This is a genomic window from Sphingopyxis witflariensis (assembly GCF_002205635.1).
Taxonomy (GTDB): Bacteria; Pseudomonadota; Alphaproteobacteria; order Sphingomonadales; family Sphingomonadaceae; genus Sphingopyxis; species Sphingopyxis witflariensis.
In genome coordinates, this window is the sequence record NZ_NISJ01000030.1 from 1 (window position 1) to 2,644 (window position 2,644).

Sequence of the window (2,644 nt, forward strand, 5' to 3'; positions counted from 1 at the left end):
CGCCGGAGGCCGTTCCCTCGCCAGTGTTGCCCTCCGGTTCCGCTTCGCTCCACCTACGGCCAACACTGGCGAGGGAGGCGTCAATGCACTAACAATCCACCCGGACCACTCGGTGGGGGCCGGTCAGACGCGCCACCGGCCTCCGCATCAGGGCCAATCGCTCCTCGCGATCATCGCCAACAAGCAGGTCGAGCGGCAGAAGAACCGCGTGGTGAGAACGCCTGATCCCACGACGATCGAGTTTCAGACGACCTTCCGCGAGATGATCGTCGCGGCGGCGCGCGATGGCCACCGTCTCCTCATCGTTGTCGACAATCTCGACCGGCTCCCGGGCGCCGAGGCCATCGACATGTGGACGACGATCCGAAGCTTCTTCCTCGGCGCGATCCCGGCCGCGAATCCGACCGACGGCGGCCCGCCTTCGCTTGTCGCCCTCCCTACCATAATCCTGCCGATCGATACGCATGCGCTTGAGCGGGTTTTCGACGGCGGCGAACTCGGCGGAAGCAAGACCGTCGCAGAATCCTTCATGGATAAGACATTCGACGTCACCTTCCATGTCAGCCCTCCGGTCCTCTCGGAATGGCACGCTTATCTTGCAAAGTTGATGCGCGAGGCGCTCGGCGACAAGCTGACCGATCAATGGTCGGCCGACGTCGGCCGTATCTTCGAGAAGCGGAATATCGCGCGTGTCACCCCGCGCGACCTCAACCGGATGGTGAATGCGATTGCCGCGCTCTGGCTCCAATGGGAGCCGGTCGGCATCCCGTTCCTGACGGTCGCCTATTATGCAATGATGCGGCAGGGCTTCGATCCCAATTACATGCAGGCGATCAACTCGCCCGCTTTCGACCTATCCGAGCATGATCCCGATTGGCAGCGCTCCCTCGCGGCGCTCCATTTCGGTGTCGAGCCCAAAGCAAGTTTGCAAATCCTGCTCGAGCCCGAACTGCGCGCGGCGATCCTCGACTGTAATCATCAGGTTTTCGAATCGCAGGTCCAGACCAAGGGCTTCGAGCAGGTCCTCTACGGACAGATCGACACGCCCGACACGATGGAACGCGGCCTCGCCAATCTCTGCGAGCTTCTCGACCAGGCGGCGGTCGACGAGAAGCCATGGGCCGATTTTACCTGGCGCAAGATCCGTCACGTCTTCCTCCGGAGCGATCTCGCGGATCAGGTCGGCGAGAAGGCTTCTACGGCCCTCAAAATTCTGGTGGCCCGTTTGCCGGTTCAAGAGCTTGGCAATTTCCTGCGCGAGGCGGGTCAGCGGATGACAGTGCCCGCTCCCGGCGTCGCGACGCAGCGGACCTCGCTCGCCCCTTATCTCTACGCCCGGACCTTCGACGAGGGTGCGATCGTGATTCTTCGGATGTTGATCGGAGCGGATCATCAGCATGCAGAAGCGCGCAAGCATGCGCGCCACACGCTTCGGGCATGGCTCAACGCCGAGGTGGGCGCGGCGCGCTGGGAAGACGAAGTGCGCAATGGAGAGGCGCTTCTCGATCTGGCCGACGAACTCCAAAATCTCGAGAAACGGCCGCTCGCTTTGCAGGATGATGGCGTCGTTGCGCTCAAAGCCTTGTTCGGCGAACTGACCGGCAACCCAAGCCATGCCTTGCGCAAGCGCTGGTTCCGACTTGCCCATATGCTGGCCGCGAAGGCGAGGAAGTCTGTCCTGCCGGACCTTCGCGACCATATACTCGCATCGGGGCAGATTACCGATCCGCTCGCCTTCTTCGACATGGCCGGGGCATTTCTGCTTACCGGCGGCGAATTCGCCGCCCGCGCTGACGAGTCCCTGCGGCTACTGATCATGCCGCAGCTTCAAAGCATCGAGGGCTTGGGCTGGCTGCAACGCGATGCAGACTCGATCACCCACTGGATTGCCAAGGCTACTGCCATGACATCCCAACCCCCCGATCGTTTCCTCAGAATCAACGCGGTGCTCGACCGGACCGGTCTCAGCCGCGCGACGCTTTATCGGAAGGTCCATGCCGGGACCTTCCCCCCGCAATATAAGCTGGCCCAGCGCTGCTGCGGCTGGCGCGAGTCCCACGTCAGCGTCTGGCAGCGCAACCCGATCACCTTTACGGTTGATGACCTGCCGCCTTTCGAGGACTGAGCGAGACGCCCGAGCATGCCAAGCCCCGCGCCGCCGAGGCGGCACGGGGTCCAGCGACCCGGATCAGTCGGCCGGGTTCCAGATGAGAGCGTATCCGTCTTCACCGTCCTGACCCGCCGCCCGGCCAAGGTTGGCATAGAGCCGACGCGGTCCGAACTCGGGAGCGGCAAGGCTCAGCGACACATAGGGTTTACCCGAAGTTTCGCCGACGCGGACCCAGCCCGCACCGATCTCGACACCTTCGGAATAGACCCGGTAATCGGGTTGAACGTCGCCGCTCTTCGAGCGGTTGGTGCGGATCTCGATGCTCGCGCGGATCGAGAGCGTCTTGAGCTGGCCCATGAAACCTTCTTCGATGGTGCCGTTCACAAAACCGATGGCTGCCATTGTTCATCTCGTGCGCCAAGAGTGGTGGGTAGGATCCACCACGCGCGATTATTGTCTCTGCGGGGTGAAAGGCCCCGTCCTCCACGTGCCGCAACACGGGGAGCGAAGTGGATGGGTGAGGTGAACCGGGTG

General features: G+C 62.9%; 2 protein-coding genes and 1 pseudogene. 2 read left to right on the top strand and 1 reads right to left on the bottom strand.

Annotated elements, in window-relative coordinates; translation table 11 throughout:
* A pseudogene (locus CDQ91_RS21150) lies at positions 1-92 on the top strand (integrase catalytic subunit); the annotation flags it as partial.
* Between the two features lie 20 nt (positions 93-112).
* A complete protein-coding gene (locus CDQ91_RS21990; RefSeq protein WP_158213741.1) occupies positions 113-2,125 on the top strand; it encodes an AlpA family phage regulatory protein in 2,013 nt (670 codons plus the stop codon).
* A 63-nt stretch (positions 2,126-2,188) separates the two neighbouring features.
* Here the strand turns inward: CDQ91_RS21990 and CDQ91_RS20815 are convergent, their stop codons facing one another.
* A complete protein-coding gene (locus tag CDQ91_RS20815; RefSeq protein ID WP_088474603.1) occupies positions 2,189-2,512 on the bottom strand; it encodes a DUF736 domain-containing protein in 324 nt (107 codons plus the stop codon).
* Between the last annotated feature and the right edge of the window lie 132 nt (positions 2,513-2,644).

Coding starts and splice junctions, on each gene's coding strand:
- CDQ91_RS20815 (WP_088474603.1), bottom strand. CDS start 2,512: ATGGCAGCCATCGGTTTTGTGAACGGCACCATCGAAGAAGGTTTCATG.